The sequence below is a fragment of the Rahnella sp. RcJ3 genome, from assembly GCF_009498575.1.
Taxonomy (GTDB): domain Bacteria; phylum Pseudomonadota; class Gammaproteobacteria; order Enterobacterales; family Enterobacteriaceae; genus Rahnella; species Rahnella aceris.
In genome coordinates this window covers 552-26,299 of the sequence record NZ_QSNX01000002.1, presented here as the reverse complement: position 1 = coordinate 26,299, position 25,748 = coordinate 552, and the positions used below count along the sequence as shown (strand labels likewise).

28 protein-coding genes and 1 tRNA gene are annotated in these 25,748 nt (G+C 52.6%); 4 read left to right on the top strand and 25 right to left on the bottom strand.

Going from position 1 to position 25,748, the window contains the following annotated elements; all coding sequences use genetic code 11:
* Positions 1-47: 47 nt before the first annotated feature.
* The 4 genes from DXU84_RS02720 to aguB all read right to left on the bottom strand — a co-directional run bounded on the left by DXU84_RS02720 (position 48) and on the right by aguB (position 3,055).
* Positions 48-124: transfer RNA gene (locus DXU84_RS02720), tRNA-Asp, on the bottom strand.
* A 138-nt stretch (positions 125-262) separates the two neighbouring features.
* Entirely contained in the window at positions 263-1,000 is a 738-nt protein-coding gene (gene dnaQ / locus DXU84_RS02715; protein ID WP_013574253.1) for a DNA polymerase III subunit epsilon, read from the bottom strand.
* Between the two features lie 81 nt (positions 1,001-1,081).
* A complete protein-coding gene (gene aguA / locus DXU84_RS02710; protein ID WP_013574252.1) occupies positions 1,082-2,167 on the bottom strand; it encodes an agmatine deiminase in 1,086 nt (361 codons plus the stop codon).
* 3 nt (positions 2,168-2,170) lie between these two features.
* Positions 2,171-3,055: an N-carbamoylputrescine amidase gene (gene aguB / locus DXU84_RS02705; protein ID WP_013574251.1), complete on the bottom strand. Its 885-nt coding sequence runs from the start codon at positions 3,053-3,055 to the stop codon at positions 2,171-2,173.
* 260 nt (positions 3,056-3,315) lie between these two features.
* On the opposite strand from aguB, the gene rnhA reads away from it, so the two are divergent.
* Complete coding sequence (gene rnhA / locus DXU84_RS02700; RefSeq protein WP_153374786.1) at positions 3,316-3,783, top strand: ribonuclease HI; 468 nt, start codon at positions 3,316-3,318, stop codon at positions 3,781-3,783.
* A gap of 60 nt (positions 3,784-3,843) precedes the next feature.
* Here rnhA and DXU84_RS02695 read toward each other — a convergent pair whose 3' ends face one another.
* Positions 3,844-4,569, bottom strand: coding sequence for a class I SAM-dependent methyltransferase (locus tag DXU84_RS02695; RefSeq protein WP_153374784.1), 726 nt, complete (start codon positions 4,567-4,569; stop codon positions 3,844-3,846).
* 43 nt (positions 4,570-4,612) lie between these two features.
* Here DXU84_RS02695 and gloB point away from each other — a divergent pair, with 43 nt between their 5' ends.
* Positions 4,613-5,368 carry a hydroxyacylglutathione hydrolase gene (gloB, locus tag DXU84_RS02690; RefSeq protein ID WP_153374781.1) on the top strand — a complete coding sequence of 252 codons (756 nt, stop codon included), beginning with the start codon at positions 4,613-4,615 and terminating at the stop codon, positions 5,366-5,368.
* A 69-nt stretch (positions 5,369-5,437) separates the two neighbouring features.
* Positions 5,438-6,826, top strand: coding sequence for a murein transglycosylase D (gene mltD, locus DXU84_RS02685; protein ID WP_037036550.1), 1,389 nt, complete (start codon positions 5,438-5,440; stop codon positions 6,824-6,826).
* Positions 6,827-6,912: 86 nt separating this feature from the next.
* Here mltD and DXU84_RS02680 read toward each other — a convergent pair whose 3' ends face one another.
* Complete coding sequence (locus DXU84_RS02680) at positions 6,913-7,713, bottom strand: endonuclease/exonuclease/phosphatase family protein (RefSeq protein ID WP_013574246.1); 801 nt, start codon at positions 7,711-7,713, stop codon at positions 6,913-6,915.
* 194 nt (positions 7,714-7,907) lie between these two features.
* The gene (locus DXU84_RS02675) at positions 7,908-9,083 is read right to left on the bottom strand and encodes an MFS transporter (protein WP_013574245.1); all 1,176 of its coding nucleotides are present in this window, start codon (positions 9,081-9,083) and stop codon (positions 7,908-7,910) included.
* Positions 9,084-9,189: 106 nt separating this feature from the next.
* Between DXU84_RS02675 and yafC the strand changes: the two genes are divergently transcribed.
* The gene (gene yafC / locus DXU84_RS02670; protein ID WP_013574244.1) at positions 9,190-10,086 is read left to right on the top strand and encodes a DNA-binding transcriptional regulator YafC; all 897 of its coding nucleotides are present in this window, start codon (positions 9,190-9,192) and stop codon (positions 10,084-10,086) included.
* Positions 10,087-10,126: 40 nt separating this feature from the next.
* On the opposite strand, the gene dkgB is transcribed toward yafC, so the two are convergent.
* From dkgB to DXU84_RS02580, 18 genes are all read right to left on the bottom strand, one after another.
* Complete coding sequence (dkgB, locus tag DXU84_RS02665; protein WP_013574243.1) at positions 10,127-10,930, bottom strand: 2,5-didehydrogluconate reductase DkgB; 804 nt, start codon at positions 10,928-10,930, stop codon at positions 10,127-10,129.
* A 113-nt stretch (positions 10,931-11,043) separates the two neighbouring features.
* Positions 11,044-11,730, bottom strand: a complete 687-nt coding sequence (locus DXU84_RS02660) for a 4'-phosphopantetheinyl transferase superfamily protein (protein ID WP_153374779.1) — start codon at positions 11,728-11,730, stop codon at positions 11,044-11,046.
* A 2-nt stretch (positions 11,731-11,732) separates the two neighbouring features.
* Positions 11,733-12,962: a beta-ketoacyl-ACP synthase gene (locus DXU84_RS02655; RefSeq protein ID WP_153374777.1), complete on the bottom strand. Its 1,230-nt coding sequence runs from the start codon at positions 12,960-12,962 to the stop codon at positions 11,733-11,735.
* Positions 12,959-13,690, bottom strand: a complete 732-nt coding sequence (locus DXU84_RS02650; RefSeq protein ID WP_013574240.1) for a 3-ketoacyl-ACP reductase FabG2 — start codon at positions 13,688-13,690, stop codon at positions 12,959-12,961. The genes DXU84_RS02655 and DXU84_RS02650 overlap by 4 nt, the downstream gene beginning before the upstream one ends.
* Entirely contained in the window at positions 13,687-14,166 is a 480-nt protein-coding gene (locus tag DXU84_RS02645) for a hotdog family protein (protein ID WP_013574239.1), read from the bottom strand. The genes DXU84_RS02650 and DXU84_RS02645 overlap by 4 nt, the downstream gene beginning before the upstream one ends.
* Positions 14,163-15,335, bottom strand: a complete 1,173-nt coding sequence (locus DXU84_RS02640) for a beta-ketoacyl-[acyl-carrier-protein] synthase family protein (protein ID WP_153374775.1) — start codon at positions 15,333-15,335, stop codon at positions 14,163-14,165. The genes DXU84_RS02645 and DXU84_RS02640 overlap by 4 nt, the downstream gene beginning before the upstream one ends.
* A 1-nt stretch (position 15,336) precedes the next feature.
* Positions 15,337-15,912, bottom strand: coding sequence for a DUF3261 domain-containing protein (locus tag DXU84_RS02635; protein ID WP_015689442.1), 576 nt, complete (start codon positions 15,910-15,912; stop codon positions 15,337-15,339).
* Positions 15,909-18,215 carry an MMPL family transporter gene (locus tag DXU84_RS02630; protein WP_153374773.1) on the bottom strand — a complete coding sequence of 769 codons (2,307 nt, stop codon included), beginning with the start codon at positions 18,213-18,215 and terminating at the stop codon, positions 15,909-15,911. Before DXU84_RS02630 ends, DXU84_RS02635 begins: the two co-directional genes overlap by 4 nt.
* Positions 18,205-18,810: an outer membrane lipoprotein carrier protein LolA gene (locus tag DXU84_RS02625; RefSeq protein WP_112197232.1), complete on the bottom strand. Its 606-nt coding sequence runs from the start codon at positions 18,808-18,810 to the stop codon at positions 18,205-18,207. Before DXU84_RS02625 ends, DXU84_RS02630 begins: the two co-directional genes overlap by 11 nt.
* Entirely contained in the window at positions 18,807-19,250 is a 444-nt protein-coding gene (locus DXU84_RS02620; RefSeq protein ID WP_013574234.1) for a thioesterase family protein, read from the bottom strand. Before DXU84_RS02620 ends, DXU84_RS02625 begins: the two co-directional genes overlap by 4 nt.
* Before the next feature lies 1 nt (position 19,251).
* On the bottom strand, positions 19,252-20,964 hold the full coding sequence (locus tag DXU84_RS02615) for a glycosyltransferase (RefSeq protein ID WP_370447449.1): 1,713 nt from the start codon (positions 20,962-20,964) through the stop codon (positions 19,252-19,254).
* Positions 20,964-21,308: a 3-hydroxyacyl-ACP dehydratase FabZ family protein gene (locus tag DXU84_RS02610; protein WP_013574232.1), complete on the bottom strand. Its 345-nt coding sequence runs from the start codon at positions 21,306-21,308 to the stop codon at positions 20,964-20,966. The genes DXU84_RS02615 and DXU84_RS02610 overlap by 1 nt, the downstream gene beginning before the upstream one ends.
* Positions 21,305-22,684, bottom strand: a complete 1,380-nt coding sequence (locus DXU84_RS02605; RefSeq protein ID WP_225444878.1) for an AMP-binding protein — start codon at positions 22,682-22,684, stop codon at positions 21,305-21,307. Before DXU84_RS02605 ends, DXU84_RS02610 begins: the two co-directional genes overlap by 4 nt.
* Positions 22,651-23,256: a hypothetical protein gene (locus tag DXU84_RS02600; protein ID WP_223509665.1), complete on the bottom strand. Its 606-nt coding sequence runs from the start codon at positions 23,254-23,256 to the stop codon at positions 22,651-22,653. The genes DXU84_RS02605 and DXU84_RS02600 overlap by 34 nt, the downstream gene beginning before the upstream one ends.
* A 5-nt stretch (positions 23,257-23,261) precedes the next feature.
* A complete protein-coding gene (locus tag DXU84_RS02595) occupies positions 23,262-23,516 on the bottom strand; it encodes an acyl carrier protein (protein WP_037036563.1) in 255 nt (84 codons plus the stop codon).
* Positions 23,517-23,526: 10 nt separating this feature from the next.
* Positions 23,527-23,784 (bottom strand): phosphopantetheine-binding protein, encoded by a 258-nt coding sequence (locus tag DXU84_RS02590; protein WP_013574228.1) that lies wholly within the window; start codon positions 23,782-23,784, stop codon positions 23,527-23,529.
* A gap of 3 nt (positions 23,785-23,787) precedes the next feature.
* Positions 23,788-24,600: a lysophospholipid acyltransferase family protein gene (locus DXU84_RS02585; RefSeq protein WP_121019615.1), complete on the bottom strand. Its 813-nt coding sequence runs from the start codon at positions 24,598-24,600 to the stop codon at positions 23,788-23,790.
* Entirely contained in the window at positions 24,600-25,325 is a 726-nt protein-coding gene (locus tag DXU84_RS02580; protein ID WP_153374769.1) for a beta-ketoacyl synthase chain length factor, read from the bottom strand. The genes DXU84_RS02585 and DXU84_RS02580 overlap by 1 nt, the downstream gene beginning before the upstream one ends.
* Between the last annotated feature and the right edge of the window lie 423 nt (positions 25,326-25,748).

Below are 25,748 nucleotides of genomic sequence, written 5' to 3'. Positions count from 1 at the left end.
GAAACGACGAAGCCCTGAGTGATTTCTCACTCAGGGCTTCTGAATAGTGGCGGAACGGACGGGGCTCGAACCCGCGACCCCCTGCGTGACAGGCAGGTATTCTAACCAACTGAACTACCGCTCCGCGTTGTGTTCTGGTTAAGAACGGAGCGGATATTAAGGAATGGCCGCCGTTACGTCAATGCTTTTCCTGATATTTTCAATCAACCGCACAGTTTTTCCGCAGGCTGAACAATTTCAATCCAAAAGTCAGAAAAACGGCTTACGAACGCCACAAACAGCTGCCGCCCTTTTTCACCACTAAATCTAAACGCTCTTCATGCCACGCCAGTTCCTGATCAGTGGCGGCGATGACTTTTAACCCGGAGGCTGGCCGCGCAACACGCTGGATCCCCAAGCCGTCAGCGCCAGTATTTTGCTCGCCTTCGTGGGTGAATTTAATGCTGGTCTGGCCGCCGGTCATCATCAGATAGACTTCGGCAAGAATCTCGGAGTCAAGCAACGCGCCATGGAGCGTACGCTTGCTGTTGTCGATCAGGTAGCGATCGCTCAGGGCATCGAGGTTATTACGCTTGCCCGGGAACAGCTTGCGCGCCATGGCCAGGCTGTCGGTAATTTTGCAGAACGTCTCGGTTTTCGGCAGATTACGGCCGAGCATGTCGAACTCGTAATCCATAAAGCCGATGTCGAACGTCGCGTTATGAATGACTAATTCGCCGCCGCGAATGTATTCAATGAAGTCGTCGGCCACGTCGGCAAACGTCGGTTTATCAGCGAGGAATTCGTCGCTGATACCGTGAACGCCAAAGGCTTCCGGATCCACCAGACGATCGGGTTTGAGATAAACATGGAAATTGCGCCCTGTCAGGCGGCGGTTAACCACTTCAACAGCACCGATTTCGATAATCCGGTGCCCTTCATAATGGACGCCGAGTTTATTCATACCGGTGGTTTCAGTATCGAGAACGACGATCCTGTTAGAGGTGTTTTGTAAATCCATGGCTCATTATCCAACGCTGACAGTCAATTACAGAAACGATCTGCCCGGCGCGAGACAGGGTGACGCGCCGGGCACTTTTTCTTACGCAGGGATTTGCTGTGTAATGCAGTGGATGTTACCACCACCCAGCAAAATTTCACGGGCAGGAATACCCGTGATTTTGTACTCAGGATACATTTCACCCAGCAACTTCTCAGCCTGCTTATCCGTTTTAGCGTCCAGCAGCGGGAAGATAATGTGGTTGTTGCTGATCAGGTAATTGACGTAAGACGCCGCCAGACGGTTACCTTCCACACGCTCAATGGCTGTGCCCGGCAACACCCCGATCGTTTCTTCCGCAGTGGCATGCATAACCGGAGGTGAGGGCATTTTCCAGATTTTCAGGCTGCGCCCTTTGGCATCTTTCGCCGCTTCCAGCACTTTCAACGCTGCCGCCGAACGCGCGTATTGCGGATCCTGCTGATCGTCAGTCCAGTGCAATGCGACTTCTCCCGGACGCACGAAGCAGCACATGTTATCAATGTGACCGTCTGTTTCGTCGTTAAATACGCCGTCTTCCAGCCAGATGAATTGCTTAACACCGAGGAGTTCCCGCAATTTCGCCTCAATCTCTGCCTTCGACAAATCAGGATTGCGGTTAGGATTGAGCAAACATTCAGCGGTGGTCAGCAAAGTGCCTTCACCATCAACATGAATGGAGCCACCTTCCAGTACCAGATCCGTTGAAACATAAGGAATGTGATGATAGTTCGCCACCTGACGCGCCACCCGCTGATCACGCTCCCAGCTTGAGTAAAGGCCACCGTGCAAGCCGCCCCATGCGTTGAATGTCCAGTCAATTGCCAGACGTTCACCTTGCGGATTGACCACAATGGTCGGGCCGGTATCACGCATCCACGCATCATCGCTTTCCATTTCCACCAGCGTAATTTGTGCTGGCATCACTTCGCGTGCATTTGCCATTTCTGCTGCCGGAACCGCCATAAATACCGGCGTTTTGGTCGCAATCGCTGCCGCTACGTTAGCAAAAGCCAACTGGGCCGGACGCCCGTTAGAGCGCCAGTTATCGGTGCGATAAGGCCAGATCATCCAGACAGCCTGCTGCGCAGCCCATTCAGCGGGCATCGCAAAACCTTCAGCCTGAGGATTGATATCAATAGAAGACATCAGTTATTTCCTTGTTGAACCGTCGGACGTCGCGATTGCGCCATACATTTCAGGACGGCGGTCGCGGAACAGACCCCAGGATGCGCGCTGTGCAGCGATAGCATCCAGATCAAAGGTATGAACCAGCACGGCTTCTTCCGTTTTGTTGGCCTGCTCAACCAGCGCACCGGTCTGATCAGCAATGAAGGAAGAACCGTAGAAGGTCATTTCATAATCAGGAATGAATTTGCTTTTTTCAGTACCAATGCGGTTTGAGGCGATCACCGGCACCAGATTTGCCGCAGCGTGGCCCTGCTGAACACGTGTCCAGTGTGGCTGGCTGTCAATTTCCGGATAGGCCGGTTCGGAACCAATCGCTGTCGGATAGAAGATAATTTCCGCGCCTTGCAATGCCAGACAGCGGGCAGTTTCCGGGAACCATTGATCCCAGCAGATACCCACGCCGATTTTCGCGTAACGGGTATTCCACACTTTGAAGCCGGTATCACCAGGAATGAAGAATTGTTTTTCCTGATAGGCCGGGCCGTTCGGAATGTGAGTTTTGCGATAGACATCCAGCACACTGCCGTCAGCATCAATCATGACCAGCGAGTTATAATAGGCGTTATTGCACTTCTCAAAGAAGCTCAGAGGAAGCACCACTTCCAGTTCTTTCGCCAGCGCAGAGAAATGGCGGATAAGCGCGCTGTTGTCCAGCTCCTGTGCCAGGCTGTAATGCTCAGGGCTCTGATCAATACAGAAGTAAGGTGCAGCAAAAAGTTCCTGAATCAGAATAACTTGCGCGCCTTTGGCATGTGCCTGGCGAACCAGCTTTTCGGCGTTAACAATATTATTTTCCAGATCCCAGCTGCAGCTCATTTGTGTTGCAGAAACCGTTACATTTCTCATCAGACATCCTTAAAGCATTGAAAAATTGGCAGTGAAAAAACTATGAAAGGCTCAACTCGCTCAGAGTTTTGAACTGGCACTCTGCATTTTCCTATTATATTGCAAAAGACAGCGCTCTCCAGCCAAAAGAGTGATGAATGCCCGGGCAACCTGTTTCATCCCCCCGCTTTCAGACAGTTACACCTCAAGATATTGCTGTGCCCGGCACGGCGGTTTATGTCAGACTTGGTTTTTACATTTGATGAAAGAGCCTGCCAGATATGACCAAACAGGTAGAAATTTTCACCGACGGCTCCTGCCTGGGTAATCCCGGCCCCGGCGGTTTCGGCGCGATTTTACGCTATAAGCAATACGAAAAAGAGTTCAGCGCGGGTTTTCGTCTGACCACCAATAACCGCATGGAAATGATGGCGGCGATTGTGGCGCTTGAAGCTCTGAGCACACCATGCGAAGTGACGCTGAGCACCGACAGCCAGTATGTTCGTCAGGGGATCACATTGTGGATCCACAACTGGAAAAAACGTGGCTGGAAAACTGCCGATAAAAAACCGGTGAAAAACGTCGATTTGTGGAAGCGTCTTGATGCCGCGATCCAGACGCATGAACTGAACTGGATGTGGGTGAAAGGCCATGCCGGACACCCTGAAAATGAACGCTGTGATGTACTGGCGAAAGAAGCCGCAGGGAATCCGACGCTGGACGATTTAGGCTATCAGGCGGAGAATTAATTCCGCAGGCCCCACAGCCCATCTCAACCTTCCCCTTGTGAAAGGGGAAGGCGCAAGACTTCAGTCGCGATGCTCCTTCCGGTAACTCTTCGTTGCGCCCACCGCCTGCGGTATTTTCTGTTTCTGCGCAAGAACTTTTTTCGCCGTTGGCGTCAGCGGGAAAGTCCGTTTACGGGCAATAATCAGCGTCATGCACCCCAGCGCGGGAAGGTGCGTACTCAGCAATTTTCCGCCATTCTTTTTCCACGGCAGCACGTGAAAACGCCGGTGCAACATCACTTCATAATTAAGCAACGACAGCCAGTCGAGCAGACGCATTTGGGTAAACAAGCGGCTGCTGTACGGCTGACGCTTGCGAAAAAGCGGCATCAGTTTGCCAATGCCCAGCAGGCTGAGCGGATTAAAGCTACTGAGCACCATCCAGCCATCATCAATCAGCACGCGGTCCACTTCGCGCAGAATGCGGTGCGGGTCATCCGCGTAGGCCAGCGTATGGCTGAGCAGGCAGGCATCCACTGATTTTGCTGCGAAAGGTAAATGGTACGGATCACCCCGAACATGCAGCCCCTCGCCTTCCTGGGCAAAGTTTACCTGATGCGAGATCGGGCATGCCCGGGCGTCGATTTCGGCACTTAATGCGCCGATTTTCAGCAGGTGGAAACCGTAAAGTTTCCCCCACCAGGGTTGCAGTTGTTGCTCAAGCGCGGCACGGTAGTAGCCGCCGCACGGGATCTCATCCCAGGAAGCCGGAGCAACAATGGTCTTGCGGATGCGGGCTGGTCGCATAGTTTATTATCTTCTTTCAAGCAGTTGCCAAAGAGAGGTTGCCATGAATCTTATCAGTATTCCGGCGTTGCAGGACAATTACATTTGGATGCTCGATGACCAGCAGGGGCATTGCCTGATCGTCGATCCCGGCGAAGCAGCGCCTGTTTTGGCCGCGTTGAAAAAGGCCAATTTAACCCCGACAGCCATCCTTCTGACACATCATCATCACGATCATGTGGGGGGCGTTGATGAGATTTCGAGCCATTTTCCGGGTCTAAAAGTATACGGACCTCACGAAACTGAGAATAAATTTAGTCAGACTAGTCTTAAAAATGGTGAAAAAAGGGTAATTGGCGGTCTGGAATGGCAGATCTTTGCTACGCCCGGTCATACGCTTGGTCATATTTCATACTATAGCGCGCCTTATCTTTTCTGTGGAGACACGATGTTTTCCGCCGGATGTGGTCGTTTGTTCGAAGGGACGCCGGAGCAAATGTACCAGTCGTTTCAACGGTTAGCGGCGTTGCCTGACGAAACATTAGTCTGCGCAGCACATGAGTACACTCTTTCAAATCTTAAGTTTGCGCGCTCTATTTTACCGGAGGATGATGATATTCTTTCTCATGAGCACAAAGTGCAACAAATGCGTGAAAAGGGACAATCTTCCCTGCCTTCAACCCTCGGTCTTGAGCGTAAAATCAACCTCTTTTTACGATGCAATGACGTTGATTTACAAAACAAATTAAACCTTAACGATCCCTTAAAGCCTGACTGGCAGGTTTTTGCCTATTTAAGGGCACTCAAGGATAGCTACTAGACCCAAAGGTTGTGTTTTTTTCCGAAGCAAAGTATTATCGCTCGTCTTTTAAGCAACTATGACACACACATGAAGGCAAACGCGATCCTAATAATCGCCTCCATGTTGCTCACAGGTTGCCAGGCGTCCAGGCAGGGCGTGAAGGTACCGGAACAACATGCACAGAGTTTGTCTTCAGCAAGTCAAAGTGAAGAAGCAGGACAGTTCACAGGTGATGGCCGAGCGGCCTCTGGGGGATGGTTGGATGGAAACGACACCGTCTCCCAACAAAATCTGTGGAACTTCATAGGCGACGAGCTGAAGATGAAGGTTCCGGATAATCCCCGGATCCGCGAGCAAAGAGTTAAATATTTAAAAAATAAGAGCTATCTCCACGATGTAACATTACGGGCAGAGCCGTACATGTACTGGATCACCGAGCAGATTAAGAAACGTAATATGCCGATGGAACTGGTACTGCTACCCATAGTGGAGAGCGCTTTTGACCCCAAAGCAACCTCATCAGCTAACGCTGCAGGGTTGTGGCAAATTGTGCCGCAGACGGGTCGAAACTATGGTTTGAAACAAAACCAGTGGTATGACGGACGCCGTGATGTTGTGGCTTCGACAACTGCTGCGCTTGATATGATGCAACGTCTGAACAAGATGTTTGGTGGCGACTGGTTACTGACCGTTGCTGCGTATAACAGCGGTGAAGGCCGTGTCATGCAAGCGGTGAAAGCGAACAAAGCCAGAGGCCGTTCCACGGATTTCTGGGCACTGGCGCTGCCACGTGAAACATCGATTTATGTGCCGAAAATGTTAGCCCTTAGCGACATTCTCAAGCACAGCAAGAAATACGGTATCAATCTGCCGAAACCGAGTGAAGACCGTGCTCTTGCGCGTGTTGAAGTCGGACAGCAGATGCAACTGACCCAGGCGGCTGAGATGGCGGGCATGTCCCTGACCAAGCTTAAGTCGTTTAACACTGGCTACAAGAAAAATGTAACCGCGCCGAATGGCCCGCATTACATTGTTCTGCCGAAGGCGCATGCCGACCAGTTAAAAGATTCACTGGCTGATGGCGATATTGCCGCAGTACAGGAAACCAAACTGGCCAGCAACACTCCGTCAGGTGCAAAACAGTACAAGGTTCGCTCCGGCGACAGCTTGTCTGGCATTGCAGCCCGGCTGAATGTGAAGACCCGTGATTTACAGCGTTGGAACAATTTGCGCTCAGCAGGCGCGTTAAAAGTTGGGCAAACACTGCAGGTGGCGGATAACAGCGTCAGCAATACCAGTGCCAATGGCGGCAGTATCACTTATCAGGTACGTAAAGGTGATTCATTGTCGAGCATTGCTAAGCGTCACGGCGTCAACATCAAGGATGTGATGCGCTGGAACACCAATGCCGACAACCTGCAGCCGGGCAACAAGTTAACGTTGTTCGTCAGCAACAAGATGAGTCCTGATACCTGATTCGAAAGGTACCGGTAATAAAAAAGCACCCTGAATATTCCGGGTGCTTTTTTTATGTCTGCGTTTTTTAGCGGACGAATTAAGCGTTATTGCGTCAGCGGTTTTCCCGCCATAAATTCTACCCGCAACGGGTTATGGTCAGAGGCTCGTGTTTCCATCACCGATGCGCTGGTGACGCTGAGATCCCGGTAGAAAATGAAGTCCAGCGGTCTGCCGAACGCCCGCTTGCGGTAATCAGAAGGAAAACGGACTTCCTCCAGATGGATATTTCCCGCAAAGCCAAACAAGGCATTGATACGCTGTTTGCTCCACGCATTAAAATCCCCGGCCATGATCACCGGCCCTTTGTGATTAGCAATCTGCTCACCAATCGGATCCAACTGCTTGCTGTAAACGTCGATGCCAATGCTGAAATTGACCGCATGAATGTTCACCACCATCAATAAACGACCATCTACAAGCGGATACACCGTAACTAAAGCCGATTTAGACAGCCTCAGAAGCGGCTCACGCTCACGCAGCGGGCAACAATAAACCGGATGTGCCGCAGAGAGTGTCATCACGCCAGAGGGGTGCTGAGGCAGCATAAAGGCAGGCACCTGATCGGCGGCCAGATAATTTGAGGTCGCGTAACGGATCAGTTCAGGGGTTGTCTGGGCTTCCTGAAGCAAGACCAGTTGCGCATCTTTGCCATAATCACGCAGAACTGACAACCAGTCAGCCCGCTGTTGTTTGAAGATATTCCACACCATCACGCGCAAAATATTCGAATTGGGCAGTGCAGCACCCGGCGGCAAATCTGGTCCTAAATGTGCGAGGACTCCCGGAAAGATTTGCTCTGCGGGCTGACCTGCGACATACCTCATTGCATATGTTTTTTTCCGCACGCTAATCGCCTGTTTACCCGTTATATCGTTGCTATATGAGAGAGATTCTCACAGCGAAAGCTCAGTATACGCCCGCAAGCGCTCAGGCCAAATCTGTTTACATTGGTATACAACCTGGTCACATCTATAGGCTAGCATAAAAATAAAAACGGCCCGCCAGAGGCGAGCCGTGCAGACGCAGAATGACAGGATAATCAGGCCAGCGCCGCTTTGGGTTTTCGGTCCAGATGCCCGCTCAGGCAGATAAGCAGCAGCGCGCCCGCGACGATAACCGCTCCAATCCATGGCGTTTGCGCCAGGCCAAGGGTGGAAACCACCTGCCCGCCAATCACTGACCCCAGGGCAATACCGACGTTAAAGGCCGCAATGTTCAGGCCGGAAGCAACATCGACCGCATTTGGCGTCACCTCTTCGGCTTTCTGCACCACATAAACCTGTAATCCCGGTACGTTACCGAAAGCAAAGATGCCCATCACCAACAGCGTGATTAACGCCGGAATACCGAAACCTGAAGTGAACTGGAAAATCAGGAGCAGCACAGCGAGTGCGGCAAAAATAATCGTCAGCGCTTTGACTGCGCCATGACGGTCAGCCAGTTTGCCGCCCCAGATATTCCCGATGGCCACCGACACGCCATACGCCAGCAGGATCCAGCTCACCATGCTGGCTGAGAAACCGGCTTGTTCCTGCATCATCGGAGCAAGGAACGTAAAGGTAGTGAATACGCCACCGTAACCCAGCGCGGTAATGGCGTAAATGAGTAACAGTCGCGGATTCATCAGCACTTTTACCTGATCTACAATGCGTGACGCAGGTTTGTTTTTGATGTTATTGGGCACCAGAATAGCGCTGGCAATAATCGCCACGACACCAATAACTGACACGGCGAGGAAGGTTTCGCGCCAGCCAAAATGCTGACCTATAAATGTCCCGAGCGGCACACCGGTCACCAGCGCGACGGTCAGACCGCCAAACATCAGCGCAATCGCAGAAGCCGCTTTTTCTTTCGCCACCAGACTGGTGGCGATCGTCGAGCCAATAGAGAAGAAAACGCCATGCGCCAGACCGGTCAGCAGACGCGCCATCACCAGCGTGCTGTAATTCGGTGACTGCCACGCCAGCAGATTACCCAGCGTGAACAACACCATCAAACCAATCAGCAGCGCTTTGCGCGGTACGCGGCCGGTCAGCGCCGTCAGAACCGGCGCGCCAATCGCCACACCGAGGGCGTATATAGACACCAGCAAACCGGCTGACGGGACCGAAACCCCCAGTTGCTGCGCGATAGTCGGCACCAGCCCGACGATGACAAACTCTGTTGTTCCTATAGCAAACGCACTGATGGTCAGTGCTAATAGTGCAAGCGGCATAACCTTTACTCCACATGAATATCGATTTGATGGCGACGATTATCAGCTTGTGCTTAAATGACTTAAATAACCAAAGTATCAATTTATTTATGCTGGAGTAACAACAATGCGAGCCAGTTCCGAAGAGTTGATTACGTTTGTGACTGTGGTGGAAAGTGGCAGTTTCAGCCGTGCCGCTGAACAACTGGGTCAGGATAATTCAGTGGTCAGCCGGACATTAAAACGTCTGGAACAAAAGCTGGGGATCACCCTGCTCAACCGCACCACGCGTCAGATCAGCCTGACGCACGAAGGCGAGCGCTATTTCGTCCGGGTACAAAAAATCCTGCATGAGATGGCGGCTGCAGAAGATGATTTGCTGGAGAACCGCGACGATCCGCAGGGGCTGTTGCGAATCGATGCCGCAACGCCGGTCATTTTGCATGTCATTTCACCGCTGGTGGCGGAATTTACTGAACGTTTCCCGAAGATGTCGCTCGCGCTGTTCTCCTCCGAGAGCAATATCAATCTGATCGACCATAAAGTGGATGTGGCGATCCGCGTCGGTGAGCTGGAAGATTCCAGCCTGCGGGCGCGCAAACTGATGCTGAGCTATCGCAGCGTGCTGGCTTCGCCGGATTACCTGAAAAAATGGGGAACGCCGCAAAGCGCCGATGATTTACTGAAACACCGTTGTCTGGGCTTTAACGAAGTGGTTGCGCTGAATAAATGGCCGCTGCTGTGCGCTGACGGTCAGCAACTGACGGTCACACCATTTATCAGTTCAGGAAGCGGTGAAACACTGCGCAGGCTGTGTTTGCAGGGCAATGGTATTGCCTGTCTGTCGGATTTTATGACTGATGAAGATGTGGCGCGGGGTGATTTGGTAAAACTGCTGGTGCCGGACATTATGCGCATCGCCATGCCGTTGCACGCGGTGTATTACAGCGATCAGACCGTCAGCACACGTATCCGGTGTTTTATTGATTTTCTGAGTGAGAAGCTTGGGGCTGGAAGAGCTTAAATGCCTGCGCCTCCCCCTTTGCAGGGGAAGGCGTTGTGGATCAATCCCACGCAGGCGCCAGACCTTCAGGGCTGACCAGACGCCCGTTGCGTTCAAGCGCAGCGATCTGCTGCATATCCGCATCTGTCAGCGTCAGTTGTTGCGCCAGCAGATTACTTTGCAGGTTTTCACGTTTGGTCGATGACGGGATCACCGCGTAACCCAGTTGCAATGCCCAGGCCAGAACGATCTGTGCAGGTGTTGCGTTATGGCGGGCGGCAATCTCAATAATCGTCGAATCTTTCAACGCGTCGCCGTAAGCCAGCGTCATGTAAGACGTCACGGCAATACCGTTCTGGCGGGCAAAATCGACTACGGTCTGGTTTTGCAGGAACGGTGAAAGTTCAATCTGGTTAGTCGCAATCTGATCCGCGCCCACCGCGTCGATCGCTTCCTGCATCAGTGCAACGGTAAAGTTGGAAATACCAATTTCACGGGTCAGGCCCATTTTCTTCGCCTCAACCAGCGCATGCATTGTTTCTGCCACGCTGACGGCCTGATTCGGTGACGGCCAGTGGATCAGCGTCAGATCGACATAATCGGTTTTCAGTTTGCGCAGACTGTCTTTCAGGCTGTCGATGACTTTGTCAGCCGCAAGGTTTTCAATCCAGATTTTGGTGGTGATGTAAAACTCTTCACGCGAGACACCGCTTTCAGCCAGTGCATCGCCGACAGCCGCTTCGTTGTCATAAATTTGTGCGGTATCGATGGCGCGATAGCCCAGTTCCACGGCGGTGGCTACGGACGCTTTGACCACGTCATCTTTCAGGCGGAATGTGCCCAGACCGAATGCAGGAATACTCATACTGTTCTCTCTTTTAATGTTTCAGGAAGATAAATCTTGGAGAGAGTATGGACTGCGCATTCATGGATAAAAACGACCGCTTTGCCAGAAGACTTTTGATGTGAGCGCAATAATCAGGAAAGGGAAAAACGGGTCCAGTGCCGTGAAACCTGCCAGATAAAACCGCCTGACGCGGCATCAAACCGATATTCATCAACGTCAGAGACACCGGCAGGCAACGCCAGCGCGCGCATCACGGACTCATCCGCAGCGCACCATAACCGGCTTTCAGCGGCAGATTGTGAAGTAAACCGCTGATTGCCTGGATCCAGGCGAAGCCTGTCCATCTGCCACACACTGCCACCCTGCTGTTTCAGCCACGCCTCACGCAGACACCATAGCTGCCAGAACGCCGTTTGCGGGCAAGCCTGTTCCACCAGCCACTGACATTCGATATCACTGAATGCTGCGCGTGCCACGTCAAGATAACGTGGGCGCGGGCGGATTTGCTCCACATCACCGCCACTTTCACCCGCCGGACATAACAACAGTTGCAGATGATTTTTACTGTGGCTGAGGGAGAAATGTGGCAGAGAAGCATCCGCAAAAGACGGTTTTCCCTGCGCGGAAATCTGCAGGACGGGTAAGTTGTCACAGCCGTTGAAAACTGACATGGCCTCGGCCAGAAGCGCCCTGCCCGCGTACCATTGCTGGCGGCGGGCAGGATTCATCCCTTCACTTTTTTCGAGCCATTCTGCGGGCAAACGTGACAACGAAAAGTTGTCATCCAGCGACGCAGTAATGACACGCGCAAAATTCATCGTTACGGCCAGCGACGGAAAACTAAAGAGGTATTAATTCCACCGAATGCAAAGTTATTCGACTGGATAAATTCAGTCTGAATATGACGTGATTCGCCCATTACGTAGTCGAGTTCGCCGCAAAGCGGATCCGGCTGCGTCAGGTTGATAGTCGGCACGAACCGGTCTTCGCGCATCATTTCCAGCGACATCCACGCTTCCAGTGCACCGCAGGCACCGAGTGTATGACCGAAGTAGCTTTTCAGTGACGAGATTGGCGTCTGATTGCCAAACACCGCAGCGGTCGCGTGGCTTTCGGCAATATCACCGCGGTCGGTGGCCGTGCCATGTGCACTGATATAACCGATTTCAGAAGCAGGTATACCGGCATTTTTCAGCGCTTTTTCGATGCAAATCTGCATCGTCGATTGCTGCGGCTGAGTGATATGGGACGCGTCGCAGTTAGTGGCAAAACCCACGATCTCGGCGTAAATTTTCGCACCGCGCGCCTGTGCATGTTCCAGTGACTCGAGGATCAGTGCCCCGGCACCTTCGCCGATCACCAGTCCGTCGCGCTGCGTATCAAACGGACGCGGCGACAGTTCAGGGTGCTCATTTTGCTGGCTGGTGGCGAACAGCGTGTCAAACACAGCAGCTTCTGACGGGCAAAGTTCTTCCGCGCCGCCTGCCACCATCACCGTCTGGTAACCGTGTCTGATGGCTTCATAGGCATAACCGATCGCCTGGCTGCCCGAGGTGCAGGCGCTGGAGGTTGGGATCACCCGTCCTTTCAGGCCAAAGAACAAACCTGCATTCACCGCTGTGGTGTGCGGCATCATCTGCACGTAAGTCGTACCGGTAATATTGTTAGTGTGCTTTTCCGTCAGCATGGTCGCGAATTCGCTGACCGGACCCGTGCTGCCGGTGGATGACCCGAAGGCAATACCGGTTTCGCCGTCAGTCAGCACCGGGTCTTCCAGTAAACCGGCCTGCTCCAGCGCCAGTTCAACCGCACGGGTTGACAGCAGGGAGACGCGGCCCATCGAACGGATGCGCTTGCGGGTGTAATGCGCCGGGATAACAAAATCATCCACCGGCGCACCCAGATGCGTATTCAGCCCCTGGTAAATCAGCCATTCGTCCATGTGGCGGACAGCGTTTTTACCCTGTTGCAGGCGGATGGAAATCTCGTCCCAATGATTGCCGAACGCCGTTATGCCTTTCATACCGGTAATGACTACGCGCTGGCTCATACCATGCCTCCGTTGATGGAGATCACCTGGCGGGTCACATAACCGGCGATATCTGACATCAGATAGCTTGCCAGTCCGGCAACTTCTTCTGCCCGGCCCATACGTTTGAGCGGGATCATACCCATTGCGGCATCGAGTGCCGTTTTTTCCATATCCAGCATGCCAGTGTCGATCAGCCCCGGCGCAATACAGTTAACAGTGATTTTGCGTTTCGCCAGTTCCAGCGACAGCGCTTTACAGGCACCGATAATTCCGGCTTTCGCCGCGCTGTAGTTGACCTGTCCGCGGTTGCCCGTAATACCGGAAACCGAGGAAAGCGCGATTATACGCCCGCCCTGACGCAGCCCAATCATCGGCATCACGCAGGGCTGTAAAACATTGTAGAAGCTGTCGAGATTGGTGTGGATCACGCCGTCCCAGTCTTCGTCGGTCAGTGCCGGAAATGCCGCGTCGCGGGTAATCCCGGCATTATTGATCACACCGTAGTACGCGCCATGCGCCTCAATATCGGCTTCAATAACGTCGCGGCACTGCTGGCGGTTGCTGATATCAAACTGCACAATTCGCCCGCTGCCGCCGTTGTCGGTTATCTGTTGCAGGGTGCTTTCTGCCCCTGCTTTATCGCTGTGGTAGTGAATGACCACCAAAAAACCATCGCCGGCTAACTGGCTGGCAATGGCTTTGCCGATCCCTTTGCTGGCACCGGTTACTAATACCGAACGCATCATTCCTGTTTCCCCTGAGTTAACTTAATAAGTTCATCCTTGTCTGGCTGGTATGTATTCAGCCGTCCTTTTGCAACCTGCAGGTTGTCTTTTTCTTGTTTAATGCAGATCACGCCTTCGAAGCTGGCGAGTTTTTCATCGCGCAGCACCATTGAGACGCTGATGAATAATTCACTGCCTGCCGCAAATTCCGGCACGCTGCATTTCAAAGCCCTGCCGCCCAGCAACATGCCAACCTGAGGCGGTTCGCCACTTTGTGCACCGTGCCAGCCGCTCCAGACGCCGACCGTTTGCGCGATAAGCTCAAGGGCATACCACGCAGGTAACGCGCCACGGACATTGAGAAACGGTGCCAGCACGCTGTTTTCGGACACCACCACGCTGCACAGCGCGGTCTCTTCTGTGACGCTAAGTACCTTATCCAGCAAAACCATCGGTGATTCATGCGGCAGATAATGCTCCGCGCTGAGCATACTCATGACGGCCTCCCGATCACAATGCAGGCGTTATTACCGCCAAAGGCAAACGAGTTGGAGAGAATAACGGGTTTCGCCAGCGCTTCGCCTTTTTCCACCAGCCGGATCGCCGCCAGATGGGTATCACGGGGCATCACGCTGAAATCCTGTGGCGGCAGGTTAAGATTTTGCGTCAGGATCAGCCAGCCCAGCGCCGCTTCTGTCGCACCCGCCGCGCCCAGCGTATGGCCGGTGAGATGCTTGGTCGAACTGCACGGCGTCTGGCTGCCAAACAGCCGGTGTATGACAGCGGCTTCTGCCTGATCATTGAGCGGTGTGGCGGTACCGTGTGCGTTGATGTAACCCACGTCTGCCGCACTCAGCCCGGCCTGCGCCAGTGCCATGCGGATTGCCCGTTCCGCGCCGAGGCCTTCCGGATGCGGTGCAGACATATGCCACGCATCGGATGATTCGCCAGCCCCCAGTAATGCGACGTCTGCGGGCTCACGGGTCAGCAGGATCAACGCCGAGGCTTCACCGATATTGATGCCATCACGATCTTGCCCGAACGGCGTACAGCGTCCGCGGGAGAAAGATTCCAGGCTGTTGAAGCCGTTCACCGGCATCCGGCACAGGCTGTCAGCGCCACCCACCAGCGCCGCGTCGGCCAGCCCTGCGTCAATCAGGCGTTTCCCGCTGATAATCGCTCGCGCGCTGGATGAGCAGGCTGTTGATAATGTGTAAGCCGGGCCACAGAGATCCAGCAACTCCGCCATAAAAAGTGAAGGATCGCCCAGTTCCTGTTGCTGGTAATCATAGCCCGACGGAAATTGCCCATGCCGGTGCAGATGGCGCACCGCCTCTTCACCTTCGGCAATGCCCGAGGTACTGGTGCCCATAATGACCGCGACACGATCTTTACCGTACCGGCTGACAGCCGCGTGAACCTGAGGCTCAATCTGTGCCAGCGCAGCCAGCAACAACTGGTTGTTGCGGCTGCGGTGCGCTGACAGAGAGCCGGGGATCGCGGGCAGTTCGCCGGTCACCGCGCCGAGCCAGACCGGCCGTTCTTCCGTCAGCCAGCCTTCCTGCAACGACATTCCCGGCGCGGCACCTGATGTCAGGCTGGCAGCGATTTGCGCATTGCTGTTTCCCAGCGCGTTAACCATGCCCACAGCCGAAAAATAAATCATGTTAGTCACCCACATTCTGGATAGTTATCTGGTAGTGGAACGCCATCTGCGTGATTGATACCGGCTGACGTCCGCTGCCCTGTGGCAGATAGTCGATGCGGGTGATCGTTTTGCCCTTGTTATCCAGTAATGTGCGGCGCAGCGGCTGATCGTCCAGTTTCCAGCCCGCCGGCAACAGCGGCTGCCAGCGCTGCGCTGGCCAGTAGCTCAGCATAATATCGGCCAGAACTTGATTTGCTGGAGGTAAACCGTCGATCTTCATGGCCTGTTCGGTGTGGATCCCCGTTTGATCGTAGACCACTTTGAACAGGCGGATCCCCAGAGGGGAAAGCCCGGCAAGCTGTAACGACTTTCCATCTGCATTGAGCAGCACCAGCAAAGACTGTTGTTTACCTTTCACTGTGGCTGTCAGCAACTGCTGCTGGCTGACCGGTTTATCCAGGGTGGGCGCGGGTAATTTCACCTGCACGCCGCGTTTCAGCCAGGCTTGAGGCTGCGTATCTGAAGGGGGATTTGTCGCGCACCCGCCAAGCATAAAAATCAGGAGTGTCAGAGCTGGCAGCATAAACCGGGTCATTTTTTGCGTCCTCTTTTTTTAGCTGGCAAGGTCAGTGGCGACAACAGAAATGCCGTTAATATGCCAAAGCTCAGCACGATGCCAAAACTGCTGATCGCCTGCGTGGAACTGAACACCAGCATACCGAACGTCAGCAACGTGGTGACCGCAGCCATAAAAATGGCAAACATGGATGTCGTCGGCGTGCCGCGTGGATTGGTGAAAAACAGGGTGTAATTGATGCCGATCCCCAGCACCAGAATCAGCGCCAGCAGGGAAAACAAATTAAGATTATGGCCACTGAAGCCCAGCGCAGCGACGCCCATCCCAAGGGAAAGTAAGGTCGGAACCAGACAAACAAGCCCGTGTGGCAGGCGAAAACGCCAGAGATAAGTGACCGCAATGACTGCAACGGCGAGCGCCAGTAGCCAGGTCAGATAAACACGGTATTGCGAAAACAGTTCGCTGAATTCAGTTTTACGATCGATCCAGCCGGTCCCCGGCATGGATGCCGCCAGCGCCGCCATGGCTGCGCTGTCATGAACGCCATTCACCGGGATCAGTGCGGCGCTGCGCCCGTCCGGCAGGGACAGCCACAACAAACGCCAGCCCTCACTGACCACGCTGTTGCGCCATTCCGGCACATCAACCGTCTGCGCACTGAGATCCGGCTTCGCCACCGGGATCCCCGCCTGCTGCAATTGCGCAATAATTTGCGGTGCGTGCTGGCGAAGCAGCGATAAATCCCGCTGCTGCTGTGCCTGAGAAGGCAGAGTGATCGCCCGGAATCCGTCAATCCCCCCCTTCTCTTTAGCCTGCGCCAGCTTTGGCCGCAATGCTTCCAGACGTTGCAGTGTCTGCTCTGCGCTATCGCCGTATACCACCAGCCATTTCTGATCGTTCGTCTGCCCGGTCAGCGCGGCGATTTGCTGTTCCTGTAGTTGCAAACCAGCCGGAAGAGATTGCAAATCCGCAATGTCATCATTGATTTTCAGCCGCGATATTCCTGCCAACACCAGCACTAAAATCAGTAACGGCAGGCCAATGCGCACAGCCTTGCGACTGCGCCAGGCCAGTAACCAGCGCATGATCAGCGTCAGCCCCGGCGCTGGCCCTGTCGGCAAACGCCTGGACAAATACGGATACCAGCACATCACGGTGATGCAGGCCGCACTCAGCCCGGCGGCGGCAAACACTGCCAGTTGCCGCAAGCCGGGGAATGGCGCAATCAGCAACAGCAGATAGGCCACCACCGTGGTCAGCAGCGCCACCGATAACGCAGGGAACAGTTTTTTCAGACTTTCCAGCGGTGTGCTGGAATCGCCATGCACCCGCCGTTCGGTCAGGAAATACAGCGTGTAATCGGCAGAAATACCAACAATGCTGGTGCTCAGCACCAATGTCATCACGTGGATTTCACCAAATACCCACAGGGTAAACACCGTGCCTGACAGCGCGCCGATAGCGATTGACAGTAAGCTGAGCAGCATCGGCAGGACCGAACGAAACATCAGTAAAATCAGCACAAACACGCCAGTTACTGACGCCGCACCAATCGTGGAAAGATCGTGCTCAGCCTGCTGGCTGGCATAATTGCTGTAGAAAATCGTGCCACGCTCAAGCACTTTTGCACCCGGCCAGCGCGCCTCAAAAGCTTCTTTCACCGCACCAAGAGCCGCTACGGTTTGTTTAGCCGACGTGATGTCATAAGAAGACGCCTTCAGCTCGCCATGCACCATGTACCAGCTACGCCCCTTTTTATCACGGACCATCAGCCAGCCCTGATCCAGCGTCATACCGCCGCTGCTCTGCTGTTGCGCCATCTGCGAGGCACGAACCAGCAATAACGGATCGTTTGCCAGCTCTTTGCCGCTGACACCGGCAAACGCCGAATAGATCTGGCCGAGGATCCACTGGCTTTGCGATTCAGCACCTGCCATCAGACGCTGGCGTGTGGCGTCATCGAGCAACGCATTGCGATGTTTGAAGAAGAAAGTGCCCCACTCCTGCTGACGCTGTGCGTCCATCGGGCCCTGTACCTGACTCAGTTCAGGCAGCGCCTGCAAATGCTGCAGCCACTCAGCAGCGGGCTGAATACCCGCTCCCGGCGGCGGGCTGACCAGCCACATCAGCTGGCGATCCAGACGCTGAGTAAAGCCGTCAGAAAAAGCCTGCGGAATATCCGTTTCCTGCTGCTGCGGCAACAGCGCCAGAACGCTGCTGTTAATCTGGCTGCGTGGCAGTAACCAGAACAGCGCCGCGACCAGTAGCACGATAATCAGCAGCCAGCTTTGCGCCAGTTTTCGATGAAGGTCAGGATGCAAAATGGCGTTTCTCTGCGTCAGTCAGCATGGCTGGCGTCGTTTTCTGATTGAAGAAACGAATATGCGTGGCGTCTCCCTGCATGTCATTAATATCGATATTGTTCAGAAAGGTTTCGCCATTGAGCGTAATACTGCGGAACAGACGGTTTAGCGGCGAGACCTTCGGCGTCAGAATCAGCGTCCAGGCGCCTTTACCGTGATCGGTAAAATCAAGCGAAAAATTCTCTTCCAGCACCTTGCGGTCTGCGTGGAACAGCGCGCTGAGCAAGGAATTAAACTGGAACATTTGCGGATTCGTCTCCGCCGTGACCACCTGTGGCTGCTGCCCCGCCATGATTTGCACCATGCGGTTTTCAGTCAGTAATAATGTCAGGCTGAACGGTTTTTCCTGCTGCCACCACAGCCCTTGTTGCCGGGCAATCAGCAGATTTCCGCTGGAATTGAGCGGTTGCGCCATCCCGCTGATGGTTCTTTGCTGCGCAAACTCAGCACGGAGTACCGGCACCTGGCTGAAGCGCTGTTGTAATTCTTCCAGGGCAACAGCGTTTGCCGTTACGCTGAAAACCGTCAGTACAAATAGCAAAAAGGCTTTCACAGGCTGACTCCTGTTTTATCAAAAAGAACCTGCGGCGAGACAAAACACATTTCTTTGGTGGCAGCGTCTACCGCGACCTGTAACGTGTAACCTGTCGTTGTGCGTTTACCGGTTTCGATGTCGTAAATCTGATAGCCGATGCGCAAACGGTTTTCGATTTCCTCAAGCTGCGCATGAACGGCAATACGCTGTTCAAAGAGCAGCGGCGCGATATATTTCACGCGGGTATCAACGATCGGCCAGACATAACCTGACGCTTGCATCTGACGATAACCGTAATCAAATTGCTTGAGTAACTGCTCGCGCGCGACTTCCAGATAACGGAAATAGTTGCCATGCCAGACCACGCCCATTGCATCTGCGTCGTGGAAAGGAACCGTGATTTCAACGCGGGTAGAAAATCGCGGATCGTTAAAACGCGGATCAAGTTTGGAAGTCATATCAGTCAGGTTTCCTGTCAGGGGCAACATCCGTCGGATGTTGCCAGAAATCATAAAAATTGAACCAGTCGTGAGGCGCCAGCAGGCTGTAATGCTCAAGTCGTGCGGCATAGTGATCGACGGCAGACTGTAACGCAGACAGGCGGCTGGTACGCGGCAGGATCAGAGGATCCGCAAAAGATTCGCAGTAAATATGCAGACGCTGTCGCTGCATGATGCCAAACATCAGCATGACGGGCGCGCGTAGCGCTGCAGCCAGAATAAAGGGCCCCTGCGGGAATGCGGCGGGTTCACCCAGAAACTCGCTGTAAATCACGCGGGCATGCTCTCCACGCTGATGAGGACTGGCAGATGTCCGGTCGCCGACAATCGCCACCCACTCACCGGCATCCAGTTTTTCCTGCAATAAAATGGCGGTCTCCGGCCCCATCTTGCTTACCTGGATAAGGTTAACCACGGCCTGCGGATTAATCTCTTTCATTACCTGATTGAACCGCTCGGCATGTTCGGTAAATACCAGCGCATTGACGGTAATGCGGTGATTGAGCGCGCCAATCGCGCGGCAGGATTCGATATCGCCTAAATGCGAGGCGAGGATCACCGTGCCACGCCCCGAGGCAATATGCGATTCGCAAATTTCGGGATTGACCAGTACCGCATCGGTCAGGGTTTTATCGCCCTGCCAGCTCGCCAGTTTACTCAGCATAGATTCACCAAACCGCATGAAATGCCGGAAAGTGCTCAGCGGATAAGGCAGGGAAATATTGCGATGTGCGGCCGTTACGCGGACACGTTCCAGCCAGCTGGCAGAGGCATTGCGCTGTTTGCGGCCGGTAAGCCAAAAATAGGTGATGACCGGATAAAGCAGCAGACGAAAAGCCTGATATCCCAGTGTCCGGTAAACCGCCAGCATCAGGCGAATACCCCACAATCCTTTGCGTTCCTGTGTAGCAGACCAGTGCCGGGGACATTTTCTTCGCTGACGCAGCAAATAAGGAATACGCGCCAACATGCCAAAAAACAGCCGCGTGTGCATCCAGGAAATCTGCAGATTGTCCTTCACTGCATCAAAATGCGAGAGGCCATCTTCGGGATAGGTCACCCGCGTGGGCAGGAAACGGCTGCGCGTGCCCTGCCAGTAAAGGCGCACCATGATTTCCGTATCGAAATCCATCCGTAAACCCAGTGTTTTTTCCGCCATCAGTTGCAGACAAGGTTTGAGAGGATACACGCGAAATCCACACATACTGTCTTTGATTGAGAATGACAGGGTTTCAATCCAGACCCAGAAATGGGTGATATAGCGGCCATACAGGCGCGATTTCGGCACGCTGTCATCGTAAACCGGCTGTCCGGAGATCAGACAATCCGGATGACTTCTGGCTTCAGACAGCATCGCGGGAACGTCTGAAAGCTGATGCTGGCCGTCGGCATCCACCTGTAAGGCGTGCGTAAAGCCTTTTTCAACGGCCAGCCGCAGGGCCGCCATCACAGCCCCACCTTTCCCCTGATTTACAGTTAATCGCGTCAGGCTCATCCACGGCGTCACACTGGCCAGGCGTTGCAACTCTTCTGCTGTCTGCTCGTCGCTGCCATCATCCACCACAATGCAGGGCAAACCGAATGGCCGGAGACTCTCCAGTACACCGGCCATCATCGGCCCGTGGTTGTAGCAGGGAATAATCAGGCAGGGAGAAAAAGAAACTGACAGCATTATGGACATAAGGTAATTTTTCCACTGCTGGCGACGGCATCACCTACGCTGTACCGGAATACCAGCCGGTTTTTTTCTTTCAGCCAGTCGATGTGCAAATCTACGGTTTCTTCAGGCAAAAGTGGTCGCTGGAATTTCACCACTTCCATGCCGGAAAACGCTTTATCCAGCCCCAGAAGTTCTTCGGCGTAGCCCATGGCCCAGTTCACCTGTGTCACGCCAGGCAAAATCGGAGACGACGGGAAATGGCCTTTAAACCAGAATAAATCCGCAGACAACCGGAACGTGAGAAGCAGACGGGTGTCGCTGACGAGTTGCTGGTTCAGCACTTGCGGCAAAATCATAAGAACAGTTCCTGTAATTCAGCAGTCGCGCGTTTGCCTTGCTGGTTAAGAGGAATGGCAGACGCCAGACGCCAGTATCGCGGCACAGAGACCGGCGATAACCACTGGTGCAGCGTCAGGCGAATCTGCCCAAGCAGCGCGGCCTGCCCCTGCGCCTGTAATAACAGCTCTCCGCCGTGACTTAATACCAGTACGGCTGCGATATAAAGCCGCCCCTGTTTTTCGAGTGTCAGCACGCTGGCGTCGCTTAAAAGATCCAACGCACACAAACGCTGCTCAATTTCAGTCAGTGAGATCCGCTGCTCTGCAATCTTAACGATCCGATCCTTACGGCCTAAAAGAACAAACTGGCGTTGTCCGGCGGGCAATAGCTGGATTTTATCACTGAGGATCATGCCTTCCGGTTGCGGGATCAGCGGAGAAATCAGGGAAATATTGCCATCAGCACAGGAAGAGAATCGGATATTTTCAAAAAGCGTCCAGGCTTCGTCTGGCTGATGTTGCGTACGAAAAGCAATAATGCCGCTTTCGCTGGTGCCATAGATTTCTGTCGGCAGACAACCACAGACATTTTCTACCAGCAAGGCGGCCTCATTACTTAGCGGGCCTCCGGCAGAAAAGACATGCCGGCAGTGAGTTGGCTCCAAAGCCGGATCAAGGCGTTTAAGAAAGGCCGGGCTGCTGGTCAGCACCAAAGTATTTTTACTGGCAAGTGACTGCAACTGTTCGTGATACTCCACACTTTTCGTCGCAAAAGGCCGGCCAAGCGACAGCGGCAACATAAAAGCAAAACTCAGGCCGTACATATGATGAGGCGCCACGGTGGCAACAAAGTGTGCATCTGCGAATTGATCGCCCCATCGCGCTGAAAGCCACTGGCTCTCCAGTTCAAGACAGGTAATTGGTTTGATTATTTTTTGCGGTTTACCGGTCGAACCGGAGGTAAATAAGTGAAGCGCGGGATTTTCTGGCCAGTTGGGTAAAACAGTCAATGGCTGATCCACTGAGCAAGGCAAACGCAGAACAGGGCAATCAATCGTCAAATCAAGATCGGTAATTAACGCATCAAATTCATCGCGTTGTTCAGCCAGAACGGCCGGGCGAAAATGTCCAGGTAAAACCGGCGTGTTACCGCTGTAAAGCACTGCCAGCAGCGCCACGGCAAATGAATAGTTATCTTCAAAACACAATGCCCAGCGGGTATGCGATGTCGCGCTGATATGAGTCAGCAGAGATAATACGTCCTGGCGGAAATCACACTGACGCCATTCCCGGCTTTCGCTCCAGGCAACCAGATAATCATCTGCTCTTTCCGTGCTTAGCCATTTGCACATTGGCAGCGTCATGGCTGGCGCAGACGCTTTCTGACTATCCATTCAATACCCATTAATAAGCCAATCAGCAGATAACTGATCCCGCCGTTGTAAAGAGCCCATAGGGCCATATCGCCTTTCAGGCAGGTATATAAAGCAAATGATCCATTCCACAGAAAAAAAATGCACCAGACCTGGGTGACACGGCGTGTATAAACAACACCTTCGGGCGGTAAATCGGGTTCATTCAGTCGCGCAAGACGTTCAACCAAAGATTGCCGGGCGTATAAGGAACTGAAAAATACCCCCAGTAATAAAGCATTTACCGCGACCGGGTAATACAACAGCATAGAGGTTTCGCGTAATAAAAGGCTGCTGGCGACCAGCACAATCCCTGAGGCCGCAATCGCTTTTCCAAAAAAAGTTAACTGGGATAATTTTCCGCGAAAAGTCAGTAATCGCAGAATAAAGACAGCAATCAGCACAGGTGCCAGAACGCTAATTCCCCAACTTTTTAAACCGCACCATACGGCTAGCGGATAGACAATAACCGCCACCGGCATCGCCCAGCGGGCAATCTTCGCAACCTGAGAAAATGAGAAGCGCCGGGGTTTATCCACAAAAAAGATACCCACACATACTATGGCGCCGGGGAATTAAGTAATTCATCTATGGCATCAACAACATCCTGAACGGTGCGAACAGATTTAAACATTTCAGGCTTAATTTTTCTGCCAGTGATTTTCTGCAAATGAACCACCAGATCAACAGCATCAATGCTGTCTAATTCCAAATCCTCATAGAGTTTTGCATCCGGGCGGATATCATCTTCATCGATTTCAAATAGCTTGACTAATAACGCGCTAATCTGCTGGTAAATTTCTTGCTTCTGCATAGGAATCTCTTTAACCACGCTGTACTGATATAAATCTGGCCAAACTTTCAACAGAATAAAAGTGCTCGCGCATTTCCTGACTTTCCGCCGAAAGGATCACACCGTATTGCTTCTTTAATGCCAGACCAAGCTCAAGGGCATCAATAGAATCCAGCCCTAATCCGTCACCAAAAAGTGGGGCCTGCGTCTCTATCTCATCTGGCGTCATTCCTTCCAGATTCAGCGTCTCAATGATAAGTGCTTTTATGTCGTTACTTAATGAATCCATGACTTAATTCTCATTATTTTGCATATTGCTGCGCATCAACTCAGTGCACAAATACTGCGTCAGACGCCGTGCAGCCAAAGCAGGTGAAAGATCGCTTTCATCTAAAAAGTCTTCAGCCTTTACCTTATCGGCAACGGTAATCACAAACTGAGGTTTTACACGGGGAATTTCGTACCACTTCCCATTTTTTGTCAGCATGGGTGGCTGACATGAAATATGGACAATCCTGACATCACACCCCGCCCTCAGAGCAATGTTAGCGGCACCACGCTGCAGCGTCATCGGTTTCTCAGGTAAGGAGCGCGTTCCTTCCGGGAAAATTAACAGCGTACCGCCTGCTTGCAACCGGGTTTCACAGGCCTGCAACAGAGCGTCAGACCCAGAGTTAATCAGGTAGCCCGCCGCTTTTATCACTCCGCTTAAGAATGGGTTTTGCAACAAAGCCTGTTTGACGATGCAGTCACAACGCGGCATCCGGGATGCCAGGATCACATAATCAAGAAGGCTGGGATGATTCGCCACGATCAGACACCCGGTATCTTGCTGAAACTTTTCATCACCGGTAAACCGGTAATCCATCACTCCCACCCTCCGTAATCCACTCAGAAAAAACCTAAAACTATTACGGATGCTGTTTAGCGTCATTCGGTGCAATCTGTCGGGTTGCCGGATGATCAGTCGCAACAGATTAAACCAGATAATAGAAAGCAACAGCCCGCCAATTCCGAAAAGTGCGAAAAAGAATCCAGTTACCAGCCATCGCCAGATGCGATTTACCAGAGAAGACTTTTCTTCGGGTACTAGCGTTTCTCTCATCACAAATCCCGAACCCATTGCCAGCTATGGCGGCTATCTGCACTGACATTGAATAAAGAAGAGGAAGAAAGATAACCTCGCAGAAATTGCAGACTCTGCGGAATTTCTGAATTCAGATCCTCACCCGGCAATGAAATACGCTGGCACTGCAAACTATCGCCAGAAGTTAATATTATTGCTACAGCGTAAGGTAGAAACTCAGAATTTACCGATTCGTTATATATATCGGGGATTTCACCATCAAAATCGACCAGCATGACGCTGGAAGCACCGGTTGCCAGCATCGACTGAGCTTCCAGTATCCCTTGCTGAAAACTGTCTTTTCCGGCTGCTAATGAGGTTACCGGCAACGGATTTTTGCTAATAATGGTAAGCCAACCTGCTGCGGTATTATGTACTGACATGGAGAATTCAGTCGGAGATAAAGCGTCTTCCTCTGCCAGAGAATGCAAAATGCGCCCTGTATTCTCCAGCTCACCATGGCGGCTGGTAAAAATTGCCGCATCTACGTTGTTATTGACGAGCAATGCAAGCCCGGCATCAACAGCAAAACGACTGCCGGTACTCATTCGACGTGCTGACATCATTGGAATTTGCTGGCTTTTGGGGTTCTCACCGGAAAATGTATTTATATCTGAGCACTGAGCCCATTGGATCCAGTGCTCACAACTATCGACTCCCGGAGCCACTGCCCGCCAGTCCAGTATATCCAATGAGAATTTCATAATGATGATCTTTGTGATTATTCCAAATTGAGACTTTATGGTATTTTATTGGAACTTGCATCTGTAATCTGACAACTTATTGAACTGGATTAAGAATTTTAGTACTCATTTATTATGAGCTTTATTAGTACTTTGCAGGTTTATCTGAACACACAAATTTTTCAATTTGATACAAAGTATTCCCTGGATGTCTGGATATACTTATTCTTTGATAAATTCAAACTGATAACCATTCTATTTAGTTAAAGATAATAGTTTAATATCAGTTAACTCCTCAGGATTAAATCCTGTAAGAAACGCCGATGAGATAAACGTGAGCCTGTGAGATAATAAATATATCAGAGAAAGAAAGGAGTCCGGTTTGCATTTTCACTGGAAAATAAATGCAAAAAGTCCCTGAATCTTTCGATTCAGGGACTATGC